Below are 26,412 nucleotides of genomic sequence, written 5' to 3' on the forward strand. Positions count from 1 at the left end.
CGCCGCGTACGAGATGTCCATCCCGTGGTGCGCATGCTCAGCCTCTTGATGCGGCAAGCCTCTTCGCGACCGATTCACGCCATCGCGCGCATGCTCCCGGCGCCGCCCGAGGTAGGACCCCACTCGGGGGCTCTCAAGGGGACTCGGGTCGCCGCCGGCGAACATCAGTCCGCGCAGCCGTTCCAACGGGAGTGGTCACGATGAGTATCCCCTTCATCCATTATTTCCGCGTCCTCGTTGCAGGCGAGCGGAGCGAAGAAGTCAGCAGCGTCATCGAGCAGGATCTGCATATCAGGACCGTCGTCGTGCCCGCCTCGGGTATCGCCGAGGCCATCCGCTCCGGCGCCGACCTGGGCGCCATCGTGGTGTCGCGTGAGCTTACGCCAGCAGCCATCGCGGCACGCGACGAGCGTGGCTTGCGCATGCCCATCTTCATGATCAGCGAGCGCCATGATGAGACCTTTCACGACCCCTTCCTGAAATCGCTCGACGGCATCGTCATCGCCGATCTGGAGAGCCGGGACTTCTATGAGAAGCGCCTGGTGGCCTCCATGGAGCAGTACGTGTCGAGCCTGCTGACGCCCTTCTTCGGCACGCTCATGCAATACGACTTCGACGCCAATCGCACCTGGGCGTGCCCGGGACACCAGGGCGGACAAATGTTCATGCGCCATCCCGTAGGCCGTCTCTTTTACGAACATATGGGCGAGAACGTCTTCCGCGACGACATCTGCAACGCGATGGTGTCGCTGGGCGACCTGCTGATCCACGAAGGGCCCGCACTGGCGGCGCAGCAGGCGGCGGCACGCGTGTTCCAGGCCGACCGCACCTACTTCGTGCTGAACGGAACATCCGCGTCCAATAAGGTGGTCAACACTGCCCTGCTCACCAGCAGGGATATCGTTTTGTTCGACCGCAACAACCACAAGTCCAATCATCACGGCGCACTGGTCTTCGCGGGCGCCATACCGATCTACCTCGAGACCGATCGCAACGGCTTCGGCATGGTGGGCCCGATCGACTGGTCGGCCTTTGACGAGGGCGCGATTCGCGACAAGCTCAAACGCCACCCGCGCCTCAAGGATACCGATGCCTGGAAGCGCGAGCGCCCGATCCGCGTGGCCATCATCGAGCAATGCACGTATGACGGCACCGTGTACAACGCAAAGAAGGTACTGGAGAAGATCGGGCACCTGTGCGAGTACATCCATTTCGATGAGGCATGGGCGGGCTTTGGCGCGTTCCATCCCTTGATGAAGGATCACTTCGGCATGAGCCTGTCCCTGACCGACAAGGATCCGGGCATCATCGCCACCCAGTCGACACACAAACAACTGGCGGGCTTCTCCCAGGCCTCGCAGATTCACGTAAGAGACACCCACATCCGGCAGCAACGTTTCCGCCTGAACCATAAGCGGTTCAACGAGATGTTCATGCTGCAGGCGTCGACTTCACCTTTCTATCCGTTGTTCTCGAGTCTCGATGTCAACGCGCAGATGCATGCCGACAAGGCGGGACGCGTGCTGTGGGACGACATGGTGAAGCTGGGCATCGAGGCGAGGAAGGCGATACGCAAGCGCTTTGCCGGCTTCCTCAATCCCTTTGTGCCCGACACGGTGAAGTACCAGGGCGAGCGCATTAAGTGGGAGGACGTACCCACCGACGTGCTCGCCAGCGAACAGCAGTACTGGCAGCTCGACCCGAGCGAGAAGTGGCATGGCTACAGCCACCTTGGCCAGGATGTGGCGATGGTGGATCCGACCAAGCTGATGCTGACAACGCCCGGCGTCGATCCCAGGACCGGCACCTATGCGAGCACCGGCATACCGGCCACGATTCTTGCCAATTACCTGCGCGAGAACCACGTCATCCCGGAGAAGAATGATCTCAACAGCATTCTTTTCCTGATGACCCCTGCGGTGGGCGAAGGCAAGATGGCCATGCTGCTGGCGGCGCTGGAGCGCTTCAGGGATCACTACGATGCGGACGACCTGCTCGATGACGTGCTGCCGAACGTAAGCCGCAAGTATCGGGAACGCTACCAGGGCTACACGGTGCGCCAGCTCGCCCAGGAAATGCATGACTTCTACGCGTCAAGGAACGTGAAGGAGCTGCAGCGACTGAGTTTCCGTCACGAGTCGTTCCCGGAACAGGCCATGTCGGCACGCGACGCCAACGAGGCGCTCGTTGGCGGTCATGTCGACTTCGTAGCCATGGACGAGGTGCAGGGAAGGGTCGCGGCAACCCTGGCACTGATCTATCCCCCAGGCATTGGCATCATCGTGCCAGGCGAGCGCTACGACGAGCGCGCCAAACCGATGATCGACTATTTCCTGGCCTTCGAGGAAAGCTGCAATCGCTTCCCGGGCTTCTCCTATGAAGTGCAGGGTGTCTACCAGGTGCCCGAGGGCGGCAAGATCCGCTTCTATACCTACGTGGTCCAGGAAAGCTGAGCCGGTCGTGCCAAGCGCCGCCTTGGTGCAATCGCGGTAGCGATACCGGGCGAGCACGGTGCGCGAAGGAGGCAACGCGTGCCGGCGCTTGGGTGCAATGACACTCAGGGAGGCGCTTGCCTTCACTTCGCACGACGTAGACGTGCGGAATGCTCGAATCGGAACTGGGGCGTGGGCGACAGCGCGAAACGCTCTGCGATCTCACAAAAAGATGCTTTCTCCAAACGACCTGGCGCAAGCCGCACATCGCATGTCGCTCCGATCCATCGAGGCGCGCCACCATGGCACTTCTGAGCAAGCTACCGATTGTCCCCGCAAGCTTCTTTGGCATCGTGCTTGGAATCGCAGGGCTGGGTGGCGCCTGGCGAGCGGCACACCGCGTGTGGCACCTGCCGGCGCTGATCGGTGAGGTGCTGCTGCTCGTCGCGACACTGGTCTGGCTGATCATCTTGGCCCTCTATGCGGGCAAGTGGATCTCTGAGCGATCCGAAGCGCTCGGCGAGATTAGGCATCCTGTGCAATGTTGCTTCGTTGGGTTGGCCGGACTTACGACGATGGTGATCGCGGCGGCGGCGCTGCCCTATTCGCGCACGGCAGCCCTGATCCTATTCGTGCTTGGCTTCATCTACACCGTTGCCTTCGCCGTGTGGCTGACCGGCAGCCTATGGGAAGGTGGGCGAGACAACGCGCATATCACGGCTGCGCTCTATCTGCCTGTCGTAGGTGGCTCGTTCGTCGCGGCGGCGGTCGCTGCCGCCTTGGGGTACGCTGGTTGGGGCGAGCTCGCGTTTGGTGCCGGCGCATTCACCTGGCTAGCCGTTGATGCCATGCTTCTGCAGCGCCTTTATGCCTCCGAGGCGCTACCACTCAACATTCGCCCGACCATCGGTATCCAATTGGCGCCGCCAACGGTTGGCGCGCTGGCCTATATCAACCTGAGCAATGGGCCGCCGGACATGTTCGTTCACGCCATGCTTGCTTATGGCTTGATGCAAGCAGTTGTGCTCATACGTATCCTTCCGTGGATCGTGGCGCGGCCTTTTTCAGTAAGCTACTGGGGCTTCACGTTCGGCGTGACGGCGCTTTCAACCGCGCCCTTGCGGCTCATCGAGCGTGGCGAAACCGGGCCGTTTGCCGCGCTCGCGCCATATTTGTTCATCGGCGGGAATCTGATCATCCTCCTGATGATCGTGGCGACCATCCGCTTGCTATTTCAAGGGAGGCTGCTTTCCGCCTAAGCCAGACCCTACTTGAGGGCAGGTCAGATAAGGAGTTAGCCATGATTTCAGCCATTTTCTTGATCGCGCCCCACCTTGCCAGGACGGAGCACCTTGAGGAGGCGCCGGAGCTTCTTGAACGCGATGGCGTCACCTTTTCTCTTCGTGGCGGACCTCGGCAACCGAAGCCAACGGACCGCGTCTGGGATTGTGTCGCTGTATATGCGCCGGACGAGTTGACGGAAGAAGAGTTTCAAGCACTCTACGAAGCCAGCCGGCCGCAAGTACCCGAGTTGAATCTGCATTACTGAGAGTCACGAACGTCGCGCGTTGATCGATAGGGAAGCGTTTGACGTCGTGAGATCCGAATTCCCCCTCGCGGCTTCCAGCCGGCTTTGGAAGCTGCCACTTGAGGTAACCGATCATGGCCAAGGGCTCTGACTTGTTGGTGGCGGCGCTGGAGAACGAAGGCGTCGATCGCATCTTTGGTATTCCCGGTGAGGAGAACCTGGACTTCGTGGAGTCGTTGCGGGCATCGAAGATCGAGCTTGTACTTACGCGCCACGAACAAGCCGCGGCCTTCATGGCCGCCACCCAAGGTCGACTCACCGGTCATCCTGGCGTGTGCCTATCGACGCTTGGGCCCGGGGCGCTGAACTTCACTACCGGCGCCGCCTATGCGCATCTCGGTGCGATGCCGATGCTGATCATCACCGGGCAAAAACCCATCAAGAGCGCGCGGCAGGCGCGCTTCCAGATCGTCGACGTGGTGGCCGCCATGCGGCCGCTGACGAAGATGACGCGGCAGATTGTGTCAGCGGCGTCCATACCTACCTTGGTGCGCGAGGCATTTCGCGTGGCCAGTGAGGAGCGGCCGGGACCGGTCCATCTGGAGCTACCGGAGGACATTGCGGTGGAAGAGGCCGAAGCACGACTGCTGCCCCCGCACCCAGTCGACAACCCTGTAGCGGCTGCGCCCGCCGTTGAGCGAGCGGCCGAGATGATCGCCAGGGCCGCATGCCCCATCATCATGATCGGTGCCGCGGGCAACCGACCGCGCCTGGTGGAACCGCTTTCGGATTTTGTGCGCCGGCTAGGGGTCCCCTTCTTCAACACGCAGATGGGTAAGGGCGCCGTCACCGGCGGCTCGAATCTGTATCTCGGCACGGCTGCGCTCTCTGAGCACGACTACATTCATAGCGCAATCAAGCGGGCGGACCTGGTGATCGCGGTCGGCCACGACACCGTGGAAAAGCCTCCGTTTCTGATGGGAGGCATCACCGGTGGCCCGAAAGTCATCCATATCGGCTACGAGTCCGCCCATGTAGAGCAGGTGTTCTATCCCGACGCCGAGTTGATTGGCGATATCGGCGCCAACGTGACTGCGCTGGCCGACCGTCTTGCTGGCCGCGTGAAAACCGACCCGAACATGCTGGCTCTACGCAAGCGCATTCTTGAGCGTATCAACGAGCGAGGCGATGACGCCGCATTCCCGCCTATTCCACAACGCATCGTGCGCGATGTCCGTGCGGCGGTGCCCGACGATGGCATCGTCTGCCTCGACAACGGCATGTACAAGATCTGGTTCGCCCGCGGGTACCGCACGCATGTGGCCAATACCCTGTTGCTCGACAACGCGCTGGCCACGATGGGCGCCGGCCTTCCTTCGGCTATCGCAGCAAAGATGCTTTATCCGCATCGTCGCGTCATGGCGGTCTGCGGGGACGGCGGCTTCATGATGAACAGCCAGGAGTTGGAGACAGCCGTCCGGCTGGGGCTTGATCTGGTGGTGCTGATTATTGAGGACAGCGCCTTTGGCATGATCCGCTGGAAGCAAGCTGTCGATGGATTTCCCGACTTTGGCATGGGCTTCGGCAATCCCGACTTCGTCCAGTACGCCAAGGCCTACGGTGCGCAAGGCCACCGCATAAGGTCTACCGATGCGCTCTTGCCGACGCTTGAGCTGGCGCTGAACGCCGGCGGCGTGCACCTGGTCACCGTGCCGGTGGACTACAGCGAAAACACGCGCGTGCTTATCGATGAACTAGGCAACCTGCCCGACAACATCGACTCGATTGAATGATCTCCTGGTCAATCAAGGGAGATCGACGGGCGACGGCGAGCTCGCCTTGAGTTTCAATGGCCAAGTCTGCGCGAGGGAGCCGGTCATTTGCCCTGGGCCCACCAGCAGCATCGGATGACGGCAGGCAGTGCTTGTCGTGTGCGAGAGGCGCGCCGTGGTTGATCCGCTTCCCGACATCATTGCTCCGCGTCTTGCCGTGCTGTTCTGCGGGATCAACCCGGGCATGCTGGCGGCGGCCACGGGACATCATTTTGCCGGACGAGCGAATCGGTTCTGGCGGGTCGTACATCTCGCCGGCTTCACGCCACAGGAAATCCAGCCCGAGAACGATCGCCAGATCCTTCAATACCAATGTGGCCTCACGTCGGTGGTCAAACAGCCAACCGCACGGGCGGACCAGTTGTCGCCGGGGGATTTCAAAGCTGCCGCCGCCGAGTTCGAGCAGAAGATTGCGCGTTATGCACCTCGTTTCGTCGCCTTTCTCGGCAAGACGGCGTACGCCGTGCTATCGGGTCAACGCGAGATCGCCTGGGGTTTGCAAGACGCCACCATCACGGGCTCGGCCATTTTGGTACTGCCCAATCCCAGCGGGCGGAATCGTGCGTTTACGCTCGATCAACTGGTCGAGGCTTACCGGCAACTCTATCTGTTAGCACGAGAGGGTTGAGCTTGACCCACGCACCGGTCACGCGCCATTCCCTCAGGCCCTGGTTACCATGGGGCCGGATACGTAACGATTGTTCGGTACGCTCCATCGCCACGGCAGATCTTTTGCGAGCCGGATGCCGATTCGCGGCCCACCCGCTAGTCCTTTCGGCGGCGCGGTGCCGTCGTCAACGATGGCATAGCCATCGCGCGCGCCTACCAGATCAATGCCATTTTGCGCCCCTGTGATGCCCATGGCTTGCGTCAAGCGAGCCGGCCCACGGCACAGGTCACGGTCCTTGGTCGCCCACGGGCGCGCATCACGCATTCGCTCCAGGCCATGCAAGGGCTCCAACGCTCGTATAAGCACACCCTCGCCCGCCGGCATGCACACGCAATTGCAACACCAGTGCATGCCGTAGGTGAAGTAAACATACATATGCCCGGCCGGGCCAAACATGACGGCGTTTCTCGCCGTCTTGCCACGAAACGTGTGCGCTGCAGGGTCGATAGACCCGACATAAGCCTCCACTTCGACGATGCGACCCGCACGGCCGTCTGCGCAGGCCAGGATTTTATTGAGCAAGTGCGGCGCCACGGTGGTTGCCGGTCGCTCGAAGAATCGCCGCGGCAAGACAGATCCCGGCCAGACGACCGTCTGATGGGTTCTTTTGGCCATCCAACCGCTCCGTCCATTGCGCCGATGACGACATTCTAGGCGTTCCGAGCGTTGCCCTTGGTCAAGATGTCCCAAAAGAGTGCCTCGACGTGCGGGTAATCAGGGCCACGCGGGCGCGATCCGGCGTAGCACGCACTTTGATTTTCAGGTCTGCGGATTGACCGGATGGCCGCGCCGGCCGCGTTTGTTGCCGGCCTTGAAGGCGCGTACATTCCGGCGGCGAAACTGACGCTTGATGGCGGAACGCGTTTTGTTGACACGCGAGGGGACGCCGCATCCGTCTACAGTGGACCGCTAGTGCGATTGCTTCCATCATAGGCTGAGTCGACGCTTGCGTACCCCAAGTACGGTATTCAACCCACCCGAGATAAGCGTTGGTTGTGGTCTACGCGGTAGCCCACAGCCAGGCGTTTCCGCTCTGCCCGGAGTATGGTTTCATGTCGCTAACCCAAGGCGATGAGCTGACATCGATGCGGGCATCCGCCCCGCTCGTACACTGCATTACCAACTACGTTGCGATGAATATCGCTGCAAACGTGATGCTCGCAGCCGGAGCATCGCCAGCGATGGTGCATGCGGAGGAAGAGGTCGCGGAGTTCGCGTCCCTGGCCACGGCGCTGACGATCAACATCGGCACGCTGTCCTCATCCTGGCTGGCCGCCATGAAGTTGGCGGCAGGCAGCGCCAGCGTTTCGCATAAGCCGTGGGTGCTGGATCCGGTAGCCCATCACGCCACCGCCTTTCGGCGACGAGCCATTGGCGAACTCCTTGAACTCCGCCCCACGATTATTCGTGGCAACGCATCGGAGATCATTACCTTGAGCGGTGGGCACAGCGAGAGCCGTGGCGTCGACAGCAGGGACGCCGTCGCAGCAGCCGAGGACGCTGCGGTACGCGTAGCCGAGCATCGAGGAGCAATCGTTGCAGTCACGGGGGCCGTCGACTTCGTGACGGACGGTGACAGCGCCGTCCGTTTGACCGGCGGATCGCCACTGATGCCGCAGATCACCGCACTGGGCTGCTCGCTGACCTGCCTGATCGGCGCCTTTGCAGGAAACCGCCCCGCCGATCCATTTGGCGCCACCGTTGCAGCGTTGGCTTATTTCAAACTGGCAGGTGACGTGGCGGGACGACAGTCGCCAGGTCCTGGATCGTTCTCCTGGCATTTTCTCGATGCCCTGGCATCGATTGAACAGAGCGACCTCAGCCTGTGGATGGAAGACTCCGTCGCCATGCTCTAGTGACAGAAATGCCGCTGGTTGCGCCCGTGCGAAGGCCACATATCGGGCTCTCTTTGATGCCGTCCACATCGGCCATACGCTAGATGCCCACGCCCGTCATCTGCTCGCTAAGCACCCACAGGTGCTCAGCGGCCGCAGGGTCAACCGCCCAGGGGCGAACGCCAGCGGACATGCCGGCGCTGCCGGCTGCCGTGACCTCGCCGTCAGGTGCGAGGGCGGCGATGTCGCAGTCCTCGCAATAGACGCCGCCCAGTCCGCTGAGCTGAGCGTGGCTTGCCGCCCAAACGCTTGTTGCCGCGCCCTGTGCCGTGCTTTTCATGCCTCGCTCGATGTCGACGATGGGACGACCGTTCTCATCAAGCGCACCGGCCTTCTGGAGTTCCTCCACGCTCATGTGCCGCGCGAGGTCGGTGATGATGCGGCCGGGATGGACGGAGAAGGCGCGTACGCCGTGCGCTTTGCCGCGTGCGTCCAGTCCCACGGCAAATAGCGCATTAGCCGACTTGGACTGGCCGTAAGCGATCCAACGATCATAAGCACGTCGTTCGAAGTGGGGGTCGTCCAGGTCCACCGCCGCATAGCGATGCCCCAGCGATGACAGCGCGATCACGCGTGCGCCGCCGGCGCGTACCAGTGCGGGCCAGAGGCGGGCCGTCAGCTGGAAATGTCCAAGGTGGTTGGTGGCGAATTGCGCCTCGTAACCCCGAATATCGCGGGTCAGTGGGCAGGCCATGATGCCGGCGCTATTGATCAGGATATGCAATGGCGCGCCGGATGCCAGGAAGGCATCAGCGAAAACGTCGATCGAGGCGGGATCAGCCAGATCCAGGGCCGCCATCTCGACATCCATGCCTGCCATGGCCGCCCTGGCTTTCTCGGCATCACGCGCCGGAACGATGACTCTTGCGCCCGCTGCGCGCAGCGCCCGGGTGGTCTCGGTGCCAATGCCGGAGTAGCCGCCGGTGACTATGGCTGTCTTGCCAGACAAGTCGATGCCCGCGAGCACGTCTTGTGCGGTCGAGCTAGCGCCGAAGCCCGACGGGAGGGGCGTCTGCAGGTTGGACATGGAGTGACTCCGGTGGGGAATGTCGCCAGCTTATGCGCCCTTTTGAGGACGATGAATACTTGAAAGTCCGCAATACATGCGCAATCGTTCAGGGATGAAGGGCGATCCACTTTCCGATGTGCTCAAGCTTGCCAATGTCCAGTCGGTGATGTCGGGCGGCTTCGCGGCAACGGGCGACTGGGCTATCCGGTTTCCACCACCCGACAAGATCAAATTCTTCGCTGTAGCTCGCGGCGCTTGCTGGCTCCGCTTTGAGGGCAACGACGAACTGATCCGGTTGGAGACAGGCGATGTATTCCTGCTGGCGGCAGCGCGCGGTTTCGTGTTGGCCAGCGACCTCGCGGTTCCACCGCTTGATGCCAAGGTTCTGTTTGAGCACCGCGCCGAGGCCATCGTTGCCGTAGGAAACGCAGGAGAAGCTGACAGCGACGTGCTGCAGATCGGCGGGCACGTACGCCTGCATCCCACTCACGGCGCCTTGCTGGCCGATGTACTGCCGCCCTTCATCCATGTGCACGGGTCGGCGCCAGAGGCGCGCGCCTTGCGCTGGATCCTCGATCAGTTGGTGCTTGAGCGGGAGGGCTTGCCCGGTTCGGCGTTTGCGACGGCGCAATTGGCGCACCTGCTGTTTGTCCAAGCGCTACGTGCCTACCTTGCTGCCGGCGGGCAGCTAAGGGCGAGCTGGTTACGGGCTGCTACCGATCCGCGTATCGCGCCGGCGCTACGGCTGATGCACGGCGAGCCCGGGCGCACCTGGCGACTCGAGGAGCTGGCTCGGGCTGCTGCCATGTCGCGCACGAGCTTCGCCTCGTACTTCAGGACGGTGGCAGGCGAGGCACCGTTGACGTACCTGGCTCGTTGGCGCATGCGTCTGGCCGAGCAGGTCCTGCGGCGCGGCGACGCGCCCGTCGCGGCGCTGGCGCAAGACTTGGGCTATGCCTCCGAGAGCGCGTTCAGTCATGCCTTCAAACGCATCGTTGGCCTGTCGCCGAAGCGCTATGTCATGCACATCCGCGCATCCGATCGGCCGACGGAGGCAGAATAATTCTTGCTCCCGCGAGGAAGGCCGCCAACTGTCGAACGTTGGTTTGCAGACGAGTCGTGGCGGGACGTCAGAGGCATGGCCCGCGATCCCGAACAGCGCCAACGACCTGCCGGCCATCGCACGCCTATCGATGAAAATACCTCGGTGAAACACGGGAAATGACCGATCAAGCGCCGCTGCGTGCGTCGGCTTATCGAAGGGAGTGCTATGAGGCTTGAACGCGATGGTTAGACCGGGCGAAATTTGCCGCACACCAGTTACTTATTGCTTGTGCCTAAGGGTTAAAGTTTCGCAGCTTCCACATCCACTTCCGAGCCAATTGGGGACATTCCCTGCCTCTATTCGGCAATCGAATAAACTTTCTGGACGTTCCGCGACTTTCTCTTCGAACCGCGATAATTCACGAAGTATGCTCATGACGCCGGCTTTAGGAATTGCATGACATCGGACTGAATATCGCGCTAGCGGGCCCGGGACTTACAAAGTACGGACGTGGTTTTCATCGATGCGTCCAAGCGTGTGTCAAACCTGTCACACATTTCGAATTCCGGTGTGACGTAGGCTCTTGCGATTAATCCACTGCGTTGCTTAGCGTGGACGTATAGATGGCTTATTTGTTGTTTTAAGACAGGTCGCTTTGTCAAGAATCCTTCATCAGTTGTCACTAGCGTGGCCCTGCTCGCCCAACCCTGGGCAGGCCTGACCCCTGGAGACCACCATGACAAATCGTTTTGCTCGGCGACGTATCGGCGCGACGCTTGCGCTCGTTTTGTTCGGCAGCGGCGTTGTCGCCCAAGCCGATGATTCATGGAATCGGCGCGACTTCCACTTCTCGCCGGGCAATCTTGTGCTGAGTCGCAGCGTGTACGACGACAAGGCCAGCAACGTCCAGGTCGGCACGATCCTGCCAGTGAATTGCGCCAGTACGACGGGCGGTTGCGGCGCCGCCAGCGGCGCCCCGTATGACGGTACGTATCCTTATGTATGGAACAACGACCTGTACGACGCAAGCTTCGGTATCACAGCGCGCATCTATCTGGACCAGCTGACGCCGGACGGCCATTTGATCGATTCGTTGCAGGTCCCCAACAGCCTGTTGCCGACCGCGCCAGAAGGCGCGCTGGTGACCAGCTTCAGCTCAAAGTCGGAGCTTGCCCTGCATCTGTCGCAGGATCACAAGTACCTGAGCTTCATGGGCTACGTCGCCCCGGTGAACGCCATCGATGTCTCCAATTCCAATACACCCGGCGCTGTTGATCCCACCAATCCGGATGGCCAAAGCGTTTATCGGGCTGTGGCCACGGTTGACCGCGATGGCCATTTCAACTTCACCGAAACCAATGCTTACAGCGGCAACAACGGCCGTGCTGCCATCCTGCTCAACAGCGGCGGAAGCGACTACTTCTTCACCGCCGGCAACGCAGGCAATGGCAGCAATCCGCAGCCAGCCGGCATCGTTCTCGGAGCCGGCGCACAATTCATCACGCCAGTGCATCTGCCCGAGATCGCGCAGCAACCGGGCACCAACACCCCGCTGGCCAGCTTCTCCATCACCGCTCTTGGGCTGAAGGCCGACAAGATCGGCAAGGACGACAACTTCCGCGGCATGACTGTCCACGACAACGTGGTTTATTTCAGCAAGGGCAGCGGCAGCAATGGCGTGAATACGGTGTATTTCGTCGATACCACCGGCACGGCTTGTCCCAACGGTGTCGGCGTGCCGGTCGCCGGCGCGGCACTACCCAGCGCCCCGCTCGCTTATGACGCAAGCACTCTGCTGAGCAATGGCTTGCCGACCAATATGTGCATCCTCGCCGGATTCCCGAGCACGCCTGCGAAGACTGCCAAGACACTGGCTTATCCATTCGCGCTGTGGTTTGCCGACGCCAACACCCTCTATGTAGCGGACGAGGGAGACGGCTATACAGGAGGTGCTGATCTGTATACGCACGCTACCGCGCAGACCACGGCGGGTCTGCAGAAGTGGGTGTACGACAGCAGCAGCAAGACGTGGTCGTTGGCTTATACCTTGCAAACTGGCCTCAATCTGGGCCAGGCCTATACGCTAACCGGTTATCCGACCGGCACCAACATCGCCACTGACCTGCCGTGGTCGCCGGCTACCGACGGTCTGCGCAACATCGCGGGCCGGGTCGATCACGACGGCAAGGTGACGATCTGGGCCACGACATCGACGATCAGTGGCAATGGCGATACGGGTGCTGATCCGAACCGCCTGGTGGCCATCCGCGACGCCCTGAAGAACAGCGACGCCACGGTCGCTGCCCAAGAGAAGTTCGTCACACTACGCACGGCCAACTTCGCCGAAGTATTCCGTGGCATCTCGTTTGCACCTGATCGGGATGCGGACGAGCATGACCACGATCATCACTGAGTCGGCTACTGCAAAGCATTAGAGCCTTACTGCAGGCGCCGGCGGGCATACGCCGGCGCCTCGCGGTTGATACTGAGGCGGGCGGATCTGCAACGACCGTCTGAAATCCTAGTCAAACGCCGACAGCGTTCGCCGATCATAGGCAGACTGAGCACAAGGGCCCGGTTGACGAGCAATCCGCCCCCTGGGAGTTTGGGCGGAGCGACTTACTTGCCGCCCAACTTTTCCCGGGTGCGCTCGTGCAGCTCGGTTGCCTCAGGGGTGAGGACTTCCGCGAAGTCCGCCATCTCGTAGACGGGGCGAATTTCAAGCTCGCTCGGGCCAGGCATGGGATTTGGGCAGCGTCGGGCCCAGGCAACAGCATCGTCCATGTCCTTGACATCCCAAAGCCAATAGCCGGCGACCAATTCGCGGGTTTCAGTGAATGGTCCGTCGATGACGGTGCGATTCGGGCCATCGAACGCGATCCTCTTGCCGTTCGAGGAAGGCTTGAGGCCATCGCCGCCCACCATGACACCTGCAGCAACCAGCTCCTCGTTATACCGCCCCATCGCTTCGAGTAACTCGGGCGAAGGCAAACGCCCCTGTTCGCTGTCATCCGTCGCTTTTACAAATACCACAACACGCATGATCAAATCCTCGTTGATGGAGGCCATGAGCAGCCTCCTAGCCTATCGACGAAAGAGACCCCTCGAATTCGACATCGATGCCGATGTCAGGCTGCTCATCAGCACAAAGGCGCCGCAATCATTTGGTGCCCCCTCGCCGTCAAAGCGGCGTCAAGTTCGCTATCCTGCAAGTACGGGTCGGATTCACTCCCGGGTTTGAAGGCAGTGAACCCGACCCCGTTTCGAAAATTGAACCCACCCCTGTTTTGATGCCGAACCCCCGGGAGCTTCGTGATCCACGAGAACTGCAACGTGAGCGATGGGCTTTGCACGCGCCATGGATGAGCGAAAGTCGGCTTCCGGTCGGGCTGCCCCCGTCTTCATCGTTTTGATCACCCTGCTCACCCTGGCAGCCCTTTTCGCGCCGCGCTACCAACATCCCATCGTAAAGGCCAAGCCTGCCCCTTCGACGCGGCCGATCATGCCTACCGTCGAGCTATGGCTGAGCACGGCGGATCGTCGACTGAAGCTGGTGCCACAGCCCGATATTGAGATGAGCGCCCGCGGCTCATTGCCCGCCGATGTGGTTATCGACGTCAACAGGAAATATCAAACCATGGTCGGCTTCGGGGCGGCGATGACGGACTCGTCAGCTTGGTTGCTCCAGAACAAACTCAATGATTTGCAGCGCAGCACCTTGTTGCACGAGCTGTATGGCCCACCGCCCAACCTCAACCTGAACATGATGCGCCTGACCATCGGCGCCTCGGATTTCTCGTTGAAGCCTTATACCCTGGACGATGTTCCCTTCGGCGAGGTCGACCCGCAATTGCAGCATTTCAATGTCGTGTCCAATTTGCACGACGTGATACCGACCGTGCGTGAGGTCCTTTCCATCAATCCGGGGCTGCGCATCATTGCGTCGTCATGGACCGCACCGGCGTGGATGAAGACCAGCGAGAACCTGATTGGCGGGGAGTTGCTGGAGCAGTACGAAAGTACGTTTGCGGACTATCTCGTGAAGTACCTCGACACGTACCAGGGCTATGGCATCCCGATCTACGCATTGACCTTGCAAAACGAGCCCGGCTTCATACCGATCACCTACCCGGGCATGGAAATGCCTGCGGCCACGCGGGCGCGAATCGTCGCGCAACAGCTCGGCCCGAAGCTGGCAAGCCGCAGGCCAAAAACACGCATTCTGGAATGGGATCACAACTGGAACCAGCCCGAACAGCCATTGAATGCGCTGGCCGCTCCCGAGGCTGCACGCTATATCGATGGTGTTGCCTGGCATTGCTACCAAGGTAGCCCCTATGCACAGAGCCGTGTACATCGTGTGTATCCCCAAAAGGACGTCTACATCACCGAGTGTTCCGGAGGCGATTGGGCGTCGAGCAAAAACGGCGAGCTGCTCTGGTTTTCACGAGACCTGCTGATCGCCGGAATCCGGCAGTGGGCTCGCGGCGTCGTGTACTGGAACCTGGCGCTCGACGAGAACCACGGCCCGCATTTCGGCGGGTGCGACGCTTGCAAGGGTGTGATCACGATCGATTCGCAAACGGGGGCGGTGAGTCGCAACGACGAATACTATGCGCTAGCCCACTTCAGTACCTTCGTCCTGCCCGACGCCGTCCGCGTGGAATCCACCGCCACCGACCAGGGCATCGCCAATGTGGCATTCCAGAATCCTGCCGACGGATCGATCGTACTGGTGATGGTGAACAGCAATGCGGATGCGCGCCGCGTCTCGGTGGCAGAGGGCAAGACGCGTTTCGAATACGCGATGCCGCCGCTAAGCGTGGCGACCTTCGTATGGGATTCGAACCCGGCGAGCGCATGGATGCGACGTGTCCTCTGGTGGCTGAAAAGGGCCGGGTAGCGGGGCCTGCTTGTGGGTTCATAACACGGAGTCTCATTGACACGAGACTATTGTTAATAAACAATGATTGTATGAATACAACTATCGGCGACGCCAGACGCGCCACGACCCATCCGAACCTTATTCTCGGTATCTGTTGCCTGAGCCTGCTGATGGTCGCGATGGACGCCACCATCGTCAACGTCGCCCTGCCCTCGATTCGGCGCGATCTAGGTGCCTCGATATCAGGGCTGCAATGGGTGATCGATGCCTACACCATGGTGGTTGCAAGCCTGCTGATGCTGGCCGGGTCGATGGCCGACCGCTTCGGGCGTCGTCGCGTATTTCAGTCGGGCATGGCGCTCTTCATGCTGGGCTCGCTGCTATGTAGCCTTGCCCCAAATATTCACGGACTGGTCGCGTTTCGCATTGTGCAAGCGCTGGGGGCGACCATGCTCAACCCGGTCGCCATGTCGATCATCGCCAACACGTTTCAGGAACCGAAGGCACGCGCACGCGCCATCGGTATCTGGGGGGCGGTCGCTGGCGTATCGATGGCGCTAGGTCCGGTGATCGGCGGCGTGCTAACCGAAAGCGTCGGCTGGCGCTCCATCTTCTGGGTAAATTTGCCCGTCGGAGCCGCGGCCATGCTGCTGGCCGCTCGCTACATTCCGGAGTCCAAGGCAGCGCATCCGCGGCGAGTGGATTCGATCGGGCAACTCCTGGTGTTCGTCCTCCTGGCCACAGTGACCTATGCGGTGATCGAAGGGCCCCATGCCGGGTGGAACTCGACGACGATCATCGGCCTGTTCGCCACCGCCGCGTTTGCGCTGATCGCTTTGCTTATTTATGAACCTCGGCGTCATGAACCGCTGATCGATGTTCGGTTCTTTCGCAGTGCGCCCTTCAGTAGCGCGACACTCATCGCCGTATGCAGCTTCTCGGCTTTCTCCGGCTTTCTCTTCCTCAATGCGCTGTACCTGCAGGAAGTGCGTGGCCTGTCGGCTTTCCATACCGGCTTGTGCACCTTGCCGCTGGCACTGGCGACGATACTTTGCTCGCCGCTCTCCGGGCGCTTGGTCGGCACGCACGGCACGCGGTCCTCGTTGCTGGCCTCCGGTACAGCCACCATCGTCAGCGCGCTGATGATGACGCGGCTGACGGCCACCACGCCGCTGCCCCTATTGTTGCTGACGTACGTGCTCTTCGGGATCGGTTTTGGCATGGTGAATGCACCCATTACCCATACCGCCGTGTCTGGCATGCCCAAGGCGCAGGCGGGTCTTGCGGCGGCGGTCGCCTCCACCAGTAGACAGATCGGCGCGTCGCTCGGCGTCGCCCTTGCCGGCACGATCCTGGGTGCGCACATCCATGACGGGTTCGCCGAAGCCTCACGTCCGTTCTGGTGGCTGGTTACTGGCGGCGGCGTCACCGTGTTGTTGCTGGCGTGGTTGTCCAACACGCGCTGGGCGCGCGATACCACTCGACACGCGGCGCACCTGCTGGACGAAGCGCCTACCGGAGTGCCGGCATGACGGGGCATGCCAGCAGCGGCAGTGAAGCCGACAGCATCTGGCAGGTTCTGGTCGGCATGGTGTGGGAAACCCGCGGTGAATGGCGCAGAAAAGTCAGCGATGCCACCGGCCTGCCCTTCAGCCGCATACGCGTACTGTGGCGACTGCTTGATGCGCCGACCACGTTGAAGCAGTTAGCTGATATGACTGGCAGCGACGCACCTGCTACCACCGTCGCGGTGAACGACCTTGAAGATCGGGGCCTGGTCGAACGCCATCCTCACCCGGATAACCGGCGCGCGAAATTGGTGTCGCTCACGCCTGCGGGGCGGCAGCTCGTCGACTTGGTACGCCGCACGGTGCGCGACGATGCACCACCAGCGGTCCAGCAACTTTCCAAGACCGATCTCGCGCACCTGCGCCGGATTCTTGAGCGGATCAATCGCCACGAGCGCTAGCAAACGATGCCACGGTCATCGCTTTAGAGTCTTCCTGAAGTGCCACTGAGTTAACCATCAGATGCACGTTCGGGGTGCCCACCGCGATCGGTGAAGTTCTGGCTCATATCGACATGATCCGTCACGCGCTCAAACATCGCAGCTTGCCTAATGCTTCGGCTCCCACAGTTCGATCTTGTTGCCTTCGGGATCCAGAATCCACGCGAAGCGCCCGTTCGGGTCCTTGTCGTCGCGCTTCAGAATGGCCACGCCTTTTTCGCGCAACCGTGCGAGTAAAGCGTCCATATCGTCGACGGCATAGTTGATCATGAACGCACTGGTCGATGGCGCGAAGTAGTTCGTAGAGGCAGGGAATGCATTCCAGATCAGCGCCGAAGGATGCTTTGGTGCGTCGTAGCGCAGCGCTGCACCGCCCCAGGCCTCCATCGGCAGTCCCAAGACGTCGCGATACCACGCCGCGAGTGCCTTCGGATCTTTCGCTTTGAAAAACACGCCGCCTACCCCGGTGACGTGTCCGGGAGGCACGGCAGGGGCGGCAGGGGCGGCTTCACCCAGATTAGTCATCAAGAGAAATCCCAGGCACAGCACCAGGATCGATCGCACTGACATTTGCTCGCTCCTTTGCGATGGATACGGCCGATGGTGGCACACCGGCTTTATGTAAGGCGATGTAACGAACTGGGATATAGAGCAATCGGAGTAGAAAGCCTAGAGATGCCGCTGAAGCAATCCGTCCAAGCGGACTAGCCCTGCGCCTTCCGCAGCCTGAAGACGGGCGTCGTGCAGGTGAGCCGCCTGTTCAAGCGAACGGGCACCGCTAGTGCGGGAGCGACACCTGGTAGTGGCAAATGCGCCAGCCGTTCACCACTCGCTTGACCAGTACGCACAGATAGACGTTCAAGCTGGGGCGATCCGTGAACATGAAGTCGACGCTCAAGTAGCCCTGCACGACGTCAGCGGCGAGCTGCCTGGTTTCCAGAATCCGATACGTTGCCGTAAGGCCTCGCGGCTGGGATTCGTAATAGGCGGCGACGCCCTCGCGTCCCACGCTGTACGGGTGCAGCCCCTGGAAGATCGCATCCTCGGTAAAGAGGGAGGCGACCCGCTGCGGTTCATGACTGTCGACGCCGTCCTTCCACGGGTCAAGGACGTTGCGAAGGATCGCTATGCTGTCTGCCGTGCTGCTCATGATGGCTTTCCTGCTAGTGGGAAGATCATAGTGAGCCTCAATGCACCAATCATAGGCCTGCGGCTCAACAAATCGCCGCGCCGCGATCACCTCGCGATAGGTCGTATACATCGCATTAACCAAAAAGCGGCGATCCTGCGGAAGCACAGCGGCGACATCGCAACACCCCCTGGCATGAGGCCTCAGATCATCCGTTCGCATGGATGGCCGGCTTCGTGGTCTTGGCGCGTTGCTGCTTTTGCAGCCATGGCACCCCGGACGCCGGTCGCCGCTGGCATCGCAAGGCCGCTTCTAACGATTACCCATGGTGCCAGCGCGAACCCAACGGCTACGACACCGTATTCGACCACTGGAGAGTCCTGAATGAGCAGCACCATCACCACTAAAGACGGCGTCGAAATTTTCTACAAGGACTGGGGTAGTGGGCAGCCCATCGTGTTCAGTCATGGCTGGCCGCTCTCGGCCGATGATTGGGACGCCCAGATGCTGTTCTTCCTGGGTCATGGCTTTCGCGTGATCGCTCATGATCGACGCGGGCACGGGCGCTCCACCCAGACCGCCGATGGCAACGACATGGACCATTACGCCGCCGATCTCGCCGCGTTGACGGAGGCCCTTGATCTGCGCCATGCCATCCACGTCGGACATTCAACCGGCGGCGGCGAAGTGGCGCACTATGTGGCCCGTCACGGCCAGGAGCGGACCGCGAAGATCGTCCTGATCAGCGCCGTGCCGCCGATCATGGTCAAGACCAAGAACAACCCGGAGGGAACCCCGATAGAAGTCTTCGATGGCTTCCGCGCGCAACTTGCCGCCAATCGCGCCCAGTTTTACGTGGACATTCCTGCAGGGCCTTTCTATGGCTACAACCGCCCGGGTGCCAAGGTTGACCAAGGGATCATCCAGAACTGGTGGCGCCAGGGCATGATGGGCGGCGCCAAGGCTCATTACGACTGCATCAAGGCGTTCTCGGAAACCGACTTCACCGACGATCTGAAGAGCATTCATCAGCCGGCCTTGGTCATGCATGGCGACGATGACCAGGTTGTGCCCTATAAGGACGCAGGTGTTCTATCGGCGAAGCTGCTGAAGAACGCGACGCTCAAGATCTATCCCGGGTTTCCCCATGGCGCATTGACGACCCACGCCGATGTGATCAATGCGGACCTGCTCGCCTTCATCAAGGCTTAGCGCCAGGTCGTGGGATGGGCTGTCGATGGTCGCATCCCAGCGAAACGATTACAGGACATGGGCCGGGTCACCGGAAAAGTGCCCCGGCCTCCCTGGATGATTAGCTGGGTATACCAGCCGTTATTTCCTATCTCCGATAGCCTTGAGGAGGTTGCTGCTCAAGGGGGAAATTCCTTTTGCGATCTTGAGTAGTCTTTGGATGTCGCGCAGACGCCTACCAATCCTGATCGGGCGCCCCAACATCTACACGGCATATCCGACACCGAGGCTGGCCCGCTGCATCTGGCGTATTCTTTGCGATCCGGGCAGTCACGAGCTCGGCGCTTTGCATCGCACGGCAGCCTGATATGCACCACGGTCAATGACTGCGAAGGACAAACAGATGACGACGAAAACCGAAACGGCCATCCTTGCTGGCGGTTGCTTCTGGGGTATGCAGGATCTGCTGCGGCGCTACCCGGGCGTAGTGTCTACGCGCGTGGGTTACTCGGGTGGTGATGTGGCTAATGCCACGTATCGTAACCATGGCACGCATGCCGAAGCGATCGAGATTGTGTTCGATCCGAGCCGCCTCAGCTATCGCCAGATCCTCGAATTCTTTTTCCAGATCCACGACCCGACGACGATGAATCGCCAGGGCAACGATGTGGGTCTGAGTTACCGCTCGGCCATCTTTTATGGCGACGACCAGCAGAAACACGAAGCCGAGGACGCGGTGGCCGATGCCGACGCGTCGGGCCTCTGGCCCGGCAAAGTCGTCACCGAGATTTCCCCCGCGGGTCCGTTCTGGGAAGCCGAACCAGAGCACCAGGACTATCTGGAACGCTATCCCAACGGGTATACGTGCCACTTCATCCGGCCGGACTGGAAGCTGCCCAGGCGCGGGCAATGAAGTCGATAGGCAACGTTTAAACGATCACCCAGGATGCCTCCATGAAACCGACTCGAAACGCGGCAGCCATGCTGCTGGCCGCCGCTACTGCCTTGGCGCCCCACGCAGGACAGGCGCAACAGGCGGGAGTCCATCGCACCGGTCTGCAACGGCATGACCTCAGCATCCCTGGATGGGAGGCTATCCAGGTGCGCGTCGATATCGACCCGGGCATGACCGCCCCGAATCACCGGCATCCCGGCGAAGAGATCATTTACGTGCTTGCGGGCTCGATGGAGTATCAACTGCAGGGCAAGCCTCCGGTGACGCTCAAGGCTGGCGATGTCCTGTTCGTCCCGGCGGGAGTCATCCACAGCGCGAAAAACGTCGGCCACGATAACGCGTCCGAACTCGCGACCTATGTCGTGGAAAAAGGAAAGCCGCTGGTCGAGCTGATCAAGTAAGAAGCAGTCATCGCCACATTCTTCTGGGCAACGCTTGCCGAGGATGTGCATCGCGTGCTTACCGGCCTCTATTTGAGGCCAGTAAGCATCGGGTCTGTTGACGACAGTCAGCTCGGGCGAGCGATTCAAGCTACCTCGTAGCGCGCTGCAGGCTTGTCACGCGACAGGTTGGGCAGCAACGCCTGACGTGCCTCTTCGTAGGCTTTCCAGTCCGCCGCATCCGGTAGCGAGGGGACGGTGAAGATCTCGCCCTGATCAAGGCCAGCCAAGGCCGCATCCACCAGGTCCGTCGCCGACATCACCATGGCTGAAGGCAGCTGGTCGACCGGATGGCCCACCACGTCCCAGAACTCGGTGGCGATCGCGCCCGGCAGCACAGCCTGCACACGCAGGCCCCTGGCAGCGAGTTCGTGATGGAGCGATTGCGTAAAGGCCAGCACATAGGCCTTGGTGCCGCCGTACACGCCATTGAGGAGCTCTGGCGCCACGGCCACGATGGAGGCGACATTGATCACCGTACCGCCGCCGCGCTCGACGAGGCCGGGGACCGCCGCATAGGTAAGGCGCGTAAGGGCGCCCACATTGAGCGAAATCATCTCGGTCATGCGTGCGACGTCGGATGCAAGCAGCGGGGTGGCGGCGCCGAATCCGGCATTATTGACCAGTACCGAGATGCTCCGGTCCTCTCGCAGCAGGTTCTCCACGCTGGCCAGTTCTGCGGGATCGTTGAGATCGGCCGGAAACACCTGAATCGAGCGCCCTGTCTCGTCGGTCAGGCGACGCGCCAGTGCGTCCAGCCGCTGGCGATTGCGCGCCACCAGGATGAGGTCATGGCCGCGGCGCGCCAGGCGGTCGGCGTAGATGGCACCAATGCCGGTGGAAGCGCCGGTGATAAGGGCTGTGCCCTTGTGCGAGGAATTCATGCGGAGGTCTCCGTTTGCGCCAGCGGGATGCCGGCGTCACGAACACCTTTGTAGGCCCAATCGGTGTAGACTCAAATGTCTAATATGCCACCTTTTATGCCATGCAGGAGAACTGCCATGCATCGCGTCGGTTTTTTGGTCTATCCCGGCTTTCAGGCCATGAGCCTGGCGGCGGTGTCCGCGTTCGAATTCGCCAACCTCACCATGGAACGCAAGGTCTACGAAGTCCGCTACGTATCCGAAACGGGCGGTCCCATTGCTGGCTCGTTCGGCATGACCATGCACACCGATGCCTTCGCTCGGCGCAGCTTCGATACCGTGTTGGTGGGTGGAGGCGTTGGCATTCCCGAGTCGACGCCCGCGCTGCTTAAATTCATACGCAGCGCCTCGCGACGATCGCGGCGCATCGCCGCGATCTGCACCGGCGCTTTTCTGTTGGCCGAGGCAGGCCTGCTCGACGGACGCCGTGCGACCACGCACTGGCTGCTCGCGCGCGAACTCAAGCAGCACTACCCCGAGGTAACCGTGGAAGCGGACCGCATCTTCATCATCGATGGAGCGACCTGGACATCGGCGGGTATGAGCGCCGGCGTCGATCTCGCGCTGGCCATGGTCGAAAAGGACCTGGGCGCCGAAGTGGCGCGCACGGTGGCCCAGATGCTGGTGGTCTACCACCGTCGCTCCGGCGGCCAATCGCAGTTTTCGGCGCTGTTGGAACTGGACCCCAAATCGGATCGCATCCAGAACGCACTCACCTACGCGAGAAGCCATCTCCAGTCGGCGCTGACGGTGGAGGAACTGGCCACCGCCGCGAACCTCAGCCCGCGCCAGTTCAGTCGGACGTTTCGTGCCGAGACCGGCCAATCGCCCGCCAAGGCCGTGGAACATCTGCGCGTGGAAGCGGCCCGACTGATGATGGAGCAAACGCGGCACCCCATCGAAGTGGTGGCGCGCGAAGTGGGCTTTGACGATCGCGAACGCATGCGTCGCGCCTTCATTCGCACGTTCGGAAAACCGCCTCAGGCGATGCGGCGTCAGACGTTCGGGTCGGCGCTGGGCGAACGATCCGCAAACGGGGTATCACGCGCCGCCTAGCGAACGACGCACGCTGGTGGCAAGGCTGCTCAAGGCAGCGTGACGGTTGCCGTTAGACCGCCGCCCTCGCGGTTGGCAAGCGTCAGGCTGGCGCCGATGGAACACGCCAACTGGGCCGAGATGGCCAAGCCGAGTCCCGCGCCGCCGGTATCGCGGTTGCGCGATGCTTCGAGTCGATAGAACGGTTGCAACACCTGCTCCATTTCCTCTTCTGGGATGCCGGGCCCACGGTCGGATACCTCGATGCACAGGGCACCCTGCCCGTCTCGCCAGGCGGAGACCTCGGCCACACCGCCGTATTTGACGGCGTTATCGATGAGGTTGCCCAGCACGCGCCGCAACGCCTGCCGGCGAACCATGGTGGGACCGCTGACGGACGTCACCAGGGAGACCGGCCGGCCCACATCCTGGTAGTCGAACACGAGGCTCTCGAGGAAGGCGCCCACATCGATGCGAACCGGCGTTTCCGCCCCACCGTGTGCACTGCGGGCATAGGCCACGCCTTCGCGCACGAGGTGTTCCATGGCACGCAAATCATCGAGAATTTTCTCTCTCGCCACGCCCTCGTCCAGCGCCTCGGCGCGTAGCCGCATGCGTGTGATCGGTGTTTGCAGGTCGTGTGAAATCGAGGCGAGGATATGCAGTCGCTCCTTCAGATGGCGACGGATACGCTCCTGCATGGCGTTGAAGGCCACGGCCGCCCGGGCAACTTCGGTCGGTCCGTCCTCGCTCATTTTCGATCCGTCCACCGTAGGCGTCATGGACTCGGCGGCCTTTGCCAGCCGGCTCAAAGGGCGCGTCGCCAGTCGCACGGCAAGCCATGTGCACAGCAGGAGAAGCAGGACTTGCAGAACCAATACGACGGGCAGCCATTGCGCCACGCGCATCACGCGCGGGGTGACGTCGAGCGTAAGCGGGGAACCATCACGCAAGGTGAAGTGCACTTGGTAACGCCCCGAGGCAGCGCCAATGGTGTCGCTATGCACGCCAAAGCGGGCGCCAACTTCCTTGGCGATCAGGCGTGTTACTTCATGCGACCGCTCGGAGATCAACAGCGTACCGGGTTGACCCGGACCGAGGACGTAATGGTAATTGTCGCGCTGCAATCGCCCGAGCCAGTTCGGGCGTTCATCGGCGGGCAAGTGGTCCAGCACGGCGACGGACGTACCTATATCGTGCTCCATGGTGTTGAGCATCATCGTGGTGGCGCTTTGATAGCGCTCATAGAACAGCAGCGCCAACGAAAGGCCCTGAGCGAGCATGAGGCCGGCGAAGATGATCAAGTAAAGGCGCGAGGCCAGACTGCGTGGCAGCCAGTGCCTGGCGACGGCCGAGGCCTCCGTGCTCATGCGTCCGCCCCAGGCACGCTGACCGGCATGCAGAACACATAGCCCTCGCTACGCACGGTCTTGATATAGGACTGATCCTTCGCATCGTCATCGAGACGATTTCTCAGCCGACTCACCAGCAGGTCGATGGAGCGATCGAACAACTCCGCGTCCCTGCCCTGGGTCAGGTTGAGCAGCTGGTCCCTCGACAGCACGCGTTGCGGGTGATCAAGAAAGACCCGCAGCAGTCGAAACTCGGCGCCGCTCAGCGAAATGATGGTGCCTTCTTGGTCGACCAGATGGCGTGCCGCCGTGTCCAACCGCCAACGGCCGAATGCGAGCGTTTCGGCCGACTCCGTGATGCGCAGATTGGGCGGCAACATGCGCGTTCGCCGAATCACTGCCTTGATTCGCGCGAGCAGTTCCCGCGGTGAAAATGGCTTGACCACATAGTCGTCAGCGCCCATCTCCAGGCCGATGATGCGATCGGTTTCGTCATCGCGCGCGGTGAGCAGCAGGATCGGTACGGCGCGATGCTTGCCACTGCGCAACGTGCGGCAAAGCACCAGGCCATCATCGCCGGGCATCATGATGTCGAGCACGATCAGGTCGTAGGCCGAGCGATCGAGCTGCGCAAACATGTCGCGGCCATCGACAGCGGCACTGGCACGCAGGCCGTTCTTACGCAGGTAGTCCACGACTCCCGTACGAATATCGTGGTCGTCATCAACGACGAGAATGTGATCGATGTGTTCCATGTTTACTCGTCCCAAGGATTACCACGCTTTCCTGCCTCATGACGCTTCGCCTAGCAATACGCGAACGCGCTTCTCGGTCTCTTCGTAATTGCCCTCGCCAAAATGGCTATACACGATGCGACCATCGCGATCGATCAGATAGATGGCCGGCCAGTAGCGATTTCCATAGGCATTCCAGATGCGATAGTCATTATCTACTGCAATCGGCCAGGTGATGCTGAACTCATTCAGGGCCGCCTGGAGGCTCTTGGCATCCCGTTCCTCGTCGTACTCGGGTGTATGGACGCCGACGACCACCAGACCGTCCTTGCCGTACTTGTCGTAAAGCGCCTTCGTGTGGGGCAGCACGTGGATGCAGTTGATGCATTCACGCGCCCAGAACTCGACGAGTACGACCTTGCCGCGAAGCTTTTCCAGCGTCAGCGGCGGGGAATTGAACCAATGGTCCGCGCCTGCAAGGTCCGGCGCCGGCGTTCCGGACGCGGGCTCTTGTGCGCTGGCCATGGTCCATAGATTGGGCCAGACGGCGATGAACGCGGCGCTCAGGGCGACCAGCATTGCGGCTACACGCAGGGATTTCATAAAGGCTTGCCTCACGGACAGGGACGCGGTGCCACAGCGCACCGCCATGGGCGCTATTGAATCGAGTCCGCTTGTCCCGGACGTGTCCGCTTTACCGGCTTTTTGTATCCGTTTGTACAGCGCCGTCGGGCCGAGCTGCACGCGTCCGCTGCGCCTTTTGTATCGGAATGTATCCAGCCCCGGTCGCGACACATTGCGATGCCTTTTGGCTCATCTGACGACACATCCGGGATACGTCCCGGCGGTTTCCTATGCCGACCAACCCATCCTTCGCCACCACTCGGGGCGAGCGGCCGCTCGACCAGGAAACCGATCATGTCCCAGAACAACGCCATTCTGTACACCGGCAAGACCCACACCACCGGCGGCCGCGAAGGCCACTCGCACAGCAACGACAACCGCCTCGATATCAAGCTGTCGCTGCCGGGCTCCCAGGGCACCGGCACCAACCCGGAGCAGCTGTTCGCCGCAGGCTGGTCGGTCTGCTTCCTCGGTGCCATGCAGCGCAATGCTCAGGCGCTTGGCGTGCGCTTTCCGGCCGATGCCGCGGTCGACGCCGAAGTGGACCTCGGCAACAGCGCAGAGAACGGCTTTTTTCTGCAAGCCCGCCTGAACGTGAGCCTGCCCGGGCTGGATCGCGCGGTGGCCCAGTCCATCGTCGAGCGCTCCCACCAGACCTGCCCGTATTCCAAGTCGATCCGCGGCAACGTGGACGTCACCACCACCCTCATCTGAAGCGCGCTCGT

The 26,412-nt window shown here is 61.5% G+C and carries 25 protein-coding genes; 16 read left to right on the plus strand and 9 right to left on the minus strand.

Annotation, left to right across the window (positions count from 1 at the left end):
* The first annotated feature begins 200 nt into the window (after positions 1 to 200).
* The 5 genes from speC (at position 201) to mug (ending at position 6,420) form a co-directional block, all read left to right on the plus strand.
* Complete coding sequence (speC, locus tag ACT01B_RS15260) at positions 201 to 2,453, plus strand: ornithine decarboxylase (RefSeq protein WP_445144084.1); 2,253 nt, start codon at positions 201 to 203, stop codon at positions 2,451 to 2,453.
* A gap of 281 nt (positions 2,454 to 2,734) precedes the next feature.
* Positions 2,735 to 3,691, plus strand: a complete 957-nt coding sequence (tehA, locus tag ACT01B_RS15265; protein ID WP_445144085.1) for a dicarboxylate transporter/tellurite-resistance protein TehA — start codon at positions 2,735 to 2,737, stop codon at positions 3,689 to 3,691.
* A gap of 41 nt (positions 3,692 to 3,732) precedes the next feature.
* Entirely contained in the window at positions 3,733 to 3,981 is a 249-nt protein-coding gene (locus tag ACT01B_RS15270; protein WP_445144086.1) for a hypothetical protein, read from the plus strand.
* A gap of 113 nt (positions 3,982 to 4,094) precedes the next feature.
* Entirely contained in the window at positions 4,095 to 5,753 is a 1,659-nt protein-coding gene (locus ACT01B_RS15275) for an acetolactate synthase large subunit (RefSeq protein ID WP_445144087.1), read from the plus strand.
* A 154-nt stretch (positions 5,754 to 5,907) separates the two neighbouring features.
* Positions 5,908 to 6,420, plus strand: a complete 513-nt coding sequence (gene mug, locus ACT01B_RS15280) for a G/U mismatch-specific DNA glycosylase (RefSeq protein WP_445144088.1) — start codon at positions 5,908 to 5,910, stop codon at positions 6,418 to 6,420.
* Between the two features lie 33 nt (positions 6,421 to 6,453).
* Here mug and ACT01B_RS15285 read toward each other — a convergent pair whose 3' ends face one another.
* Positions 6,454 to 7,077, minus strand: coding sequence for a DNA-3-methyladenine glycosylase (locus ACT01B_RS15285; protein ID WP_445144089.1), 624 nt, complete (start codon positions 7,075 to 7,077; stop codon positions 6,454 to 6,456).
* A gap of 437 nt (positions 7,078 to 7,514) precedes the next feature.
* Here ACT01B_RS15285 and thiM point away from each other — a divergent pair, with 437 nt between their 5' ends.
* Entirely contained in the window at positions 7,515 to 8,318 is an 804-nt protein-coding gene (gene thiM / locus ACT01B_RS15290; RefSeq protein ID WP_445144090.1) for a hydroxyethylthiazole kinase, read from the plus strand.
* Between the two features lie 79 nt (positions 8,319 to 8,397).
* Here thiM and ACT01B_RS15295 read toward each other — a convergent pair whose 3' ends face one another.
* On the minus strand, positions 8,398 to 9,384 hold the full coding sequence (locus tag ACT01B_RS15295; RefSeq protein ID WP_445144091.1) for an oxidoreductase: 987 nt from the start codon (positions 9,382 to 9,384) through the stop codon (positions 8,398 to 8,400).
* Positions 9,385 to 9,460: 76 nt separating this feature from the next.
* Here ACT01B_RS15295 and ACT01B_RS15300 point away from each other — a divergent pair, with 76 nt between their 5' ends.
* Both ACT01B_RS15300 and ACT01B_RS15305 read left to right on the plus strand, forming a co-directional pair.
* Complete coding sequence (locus ACT01B_RS15300) at positions 9,461 to 10,429, plus strand: AraC family transcriptional regulator (protein WP_445144092.1); 969 nt, start codon at positions 9,461 to 9,463, stop codon at positions 10,427 to 10,429.
* Positions 10,430 to 11,147: 718 nt separating this feature from the next.
* Positions 11,148 to 12,824, plus strand: coding sequence for a hypothetical protein (locus ACT01B_RS15305; protein ID WP_445144093.1), 1,677 nt, complete (start codon positions 11,148 to 11,150; stop codon positions 12,822 to 12,824).
* 206 nt (positions 12,825 to 13,030) lie between these two features.
* Here ACT01B_RS15305 and ACT01B_RS15310 read toward each other — a convergent pair whose 3' ends face one another.
* The gene (locus ACT01B_RS15310; RefSeq protein ID WP_445147501.1) at positions 13,031 to 13,453 is read right to left on the minus strand and encodes a YciI family protein; all 423 of its coding nucleotides are present in this window, start codon (positions 13,451 to 13,453) and stop codon (positions 13,031 to 13,033) included.
* A gap of 316 nt (positions 13,454 to 13,769) precedes the next feature.
* Between ACT01B_RS15310 and ACT01B_RS15315 the strand changes: the two genes are divergently transcribed.
* The 3 genes from ACT01B_RS15315 to ACT01B_RS15325 all read left to right on the plus strand — a co-directional run bounded on the left by ACT01B_RS15315 (position 13,770) and on the right by ACT01B_RS15325 (position 17,265).
* The gene (locus tag ACT01B_RS15315; RefSeq protein ID WP_445144094.1) at positions 13,770 to 15,314 is read left to right on the plus strand and encodes a glycoside hydrolase family 30 protein; all 1,545 of its coding nucleotides are present in this window, start codon (positions 13,770 to 13,772) and stop codon (positions 15,312 to 15,314) included.
* 71 nt (positions 15,315 to 15,385) lie between these two features.
* A complete protein-coding gene (locus ACT01B_RS15320) occupies positions 15,386 to 16,828 on the plus strand; it encodes an MFS transporter (RefSeq protein WP_445144095.1) in 1,443 nt (480 codons plus the stop codon).
* Positions 16,825 to 17,265, plus strand: coding sequence for a MarR family winged helix-turn-helix transcriptional regulator (locus tag ACT01B_RS15325; RefSeq protein ID WP_445144096.1), 441 nt, complete (start codon positions 16,825 to 16,827; stop codon positions 17,263 to 17,265). The genes ACT01B_RS15320 and ACT01B_RS15325 overlap by 4 nt, the downstream gene beginning before the upstream one ends.
* A 147-nt stretch (positions 17,266 to 17,412) precedes the next feature.
* On the opposite strand, the gene ACT01B_RS15330 is transcribed toward ACT01B_RS15325, so the two are convergent.
* Positions 17,413 to 17,874 (minus strand): VOC family protein, encoded by a 462-nt coding sequence (locus ACT01B_RS15330; protein WP_445144097.1) that lies wholly within the window; start codon positions 17,872 to 17,874, stop codon positions 17,413 to 17,415.
* A 208-nt stretch (positions 17,875 to 18,082) separates the two neighbouring features.
* A complete protein-coding gene (locus ACT01B_RS15335; RefSeq protein ID WP_445144098.1) occupies positions 18,083 to 18,565 on the minus strand; it encodes a YybH family protein in 483 nt (160 codons plus the stop codon).
* Positions 18,566 to 18,817: 252 nt separating this feature from the next.
* Between ACT01B_RS15335 and ACT01B_RS15340 the strand changes: the two genes are divergently transcribed.
* The 3 genes from ACT01B_RS15340 to ACT01B_RS15350 all read left to right on the plus strand — a co-directional run bounded on the left by ACT01B_RS15340 (position 18,818) and on the right by ACT01B_RS15350 (position 20,980).
* On the plus strand, positions 18,818 to 19,645 hold the full coding sequence (locus tag ACT01B_RS15340) for an alpha/beta fold hydrolase (RefSeq protein ID WP_445144099.1): 828 nt from the start codon (positions 18,818 to 18,820) through the stop codon (positions 19,643 to 19,645).
* 382 nt (positions 19,646 to 20,027) lie between these two features.
* On the plus strand, positions 20,028 to 20,537 hold the full coding sequence (gene msrA, locus ACT01B_RS15345; RefSeq protein ID WP_445144100.1) for a peptide-methionine (S)-S-oxide reductase MsrA: 510 nt from the start codon (positions 20,028 to 20,030) through the stop codon (positions 20,535 to 20,537).
* 41 nt (positions 20,538 to 20,578) lie between these two features.
* On the plus strand, positions 20,579 to 20,980 hold the full coding sequence (locus ACT01B_RS15350; protein WP_445144101.1) for a cupin domain-containing protein: 402 nt from the start codon (positions 20,579 to 20,581) through the stop codon (positions 20,978 to 20,980).
* Between the two features lie 125 nt (positions 20,981 to 21,105).
* Here ACT01B_RS15350 and ACT01B_RS15355 read toward each other — a convergent pair whose 3' ends face one another.
* Entirely contained in the window at positions 21,106 to 21,903 is a 798-nt protein-coding gene (locus tag ACT01B_RS15355) for an SDR family NAD(P)-dependent oxidoreductase (protein ID WP_445144102.1), read from the minus strand.
* 117 nt (positions 21,904 to 22,020) lie between these two features.
* Here ACT01B_RS15355 and ACT01B_RS15360 point away from each other — a divergent pair, with 117 nt between their 5' ends.
* Positions 22,021 to 22,998 (plus strand): GlxA family transcriptional regulator, encoded by a 978-nt coding sequence (locus tag ACT01B_RS15360; RefSeq protein ID WP_445144103.1) that lies wholly within the window; start codon positions 22,021 to 22,023, stop codon positions 22,996 to 22,998.
* Positions 22,999 to 23,027: 29 nt separating this feature from the next.
* Here the strand turns inward: ACT01B_RS15360 and ACT01B_RS15365 are convergent, their stop codons facing one another.
* From ACT01B_RS15365 to ACT01B_RS15375, 3 genes are read right to left on the minus strand one after another with little or no spacing between them, the layout of a single operon-like run.
* Positions 23,028 to 24,347, minus strand: coding sequence for a HAMP domain-containing sensor histidine kinase (locus ACT01B_RS15365; protein ID WP_445144104.1), 1,320 nt, complete (start codon positions 24,345 to 24,347; stop codon positions 23,028 to 23,030).
* The gene (locus tag ACT01B_RS15370; RefSeq protein WP_445144105.1) at positions 24,344 to 25,084 is read right to left on the minus strand and encodes a response regulator; all 741 of its coding nucleotides are present in this window, start codon (positions 25,082 to 25,084) and stop codon (positions 24,344 to 24,346) included. The genes ACT01B_RS15365 and ACT01B_RS15370 overlap by 4 nt, the downstream gene beginning before the upstream one ends.
* A gap of 36 nt (positions 25,085 to 25,120) precedes the next feature.
* Positions 25,121 to 25,807: a thioredoxin family protein gene (locus tag ACT01B_RS15375; protein WP_445144106.1), complete on the minus strand. Its 687-nt coding sequence runs from the start codon at positions 25,805 to 25,807 to the stop codon at positions 25,121 to 25,123.
* Between the two features lie 174 nt (positions 25,808 to 25,981).
* Here ACT01B_RS15375 and ACT01B_RS15380 point away from each other — a divergent pair, with 174 nt between their 5' ends.
* Positions 25,982 to 26,401 carry an organic hydroperoxide resistance protein gene (locus ACT01B_RS15380; RefSeq protein ID WP_445144107.1) on the plus strand — a complete coding sequence of 140 codons (420 nt, stop codon included), beginning with the start codon at positions 25,982 to 25,984 and terminating at the stop codon, positions 26,399 to 26,401.
* Positions 26,402 to 26,412: the final 11 nt, after the last annotated feature.

It is taken from the genome of Dyella sp. Tek66A03 (assembly GCF_052567735.1).